Source organism: Rhizobium ecuadorense (assembly GCF_001187535.1).
Classification (GTDB): domain Bacteria; phylum Pseudomonadota; class Alphaproteobacteria; order Rhizobiales; family Rhizobiaceae; genus Rhizobium; species Rhizobium ecuadorense.
This window is the reverse complement of the sequence record NZ_LFIO01001196.1, coordinates 1-339: the sequence shown is the minus strand read 5'-3', so window position 1 is coordinate 339 and position 339 is coordinate 1. Positions and strand designations below refer to the sequence as shown.

Genomic DNA, 339 nt, shown 5'->3' with positions numbered 1-339 from the left:
CCCGCGACGCCCTTGAGCCGCCCGAGAGCGACGCCCCCCTTTAGAATAAGGCGACGCACGTCAACGTCATACCCTCCGTCAACCCCCGTGATCACCGTTGTGGTTGGATACTTGCGCCCTGGAAAGCTGTCGATCGGAAGATCGAAGCGGCCCATTGACATGAACCACCAGAAGCTGTCGCGATCACGGTATCTGCGCGGTACTCGGCGATGGGCGCTCACGCTGAAATACACGACACGGCCATCGGCATTGAGTTCATCGGCAATCTGACAACCAGAAGCACCGCTACCGACAACGAGGACCGCCCCCGGTGGGAGCTGCTCGGAGTTTCGGTAATCG

At 60.5% G+C, this 339-nt stretch carries 1 pseudogene; it reads right to left on the bottom strand.

The features are described from left to right. Positions 1–339: pseudogene (locus AF337_RS44585) on the bottom strand (MSMEG_0569 family flavin-dependent oxidoreductase); the annotation flags it as partial.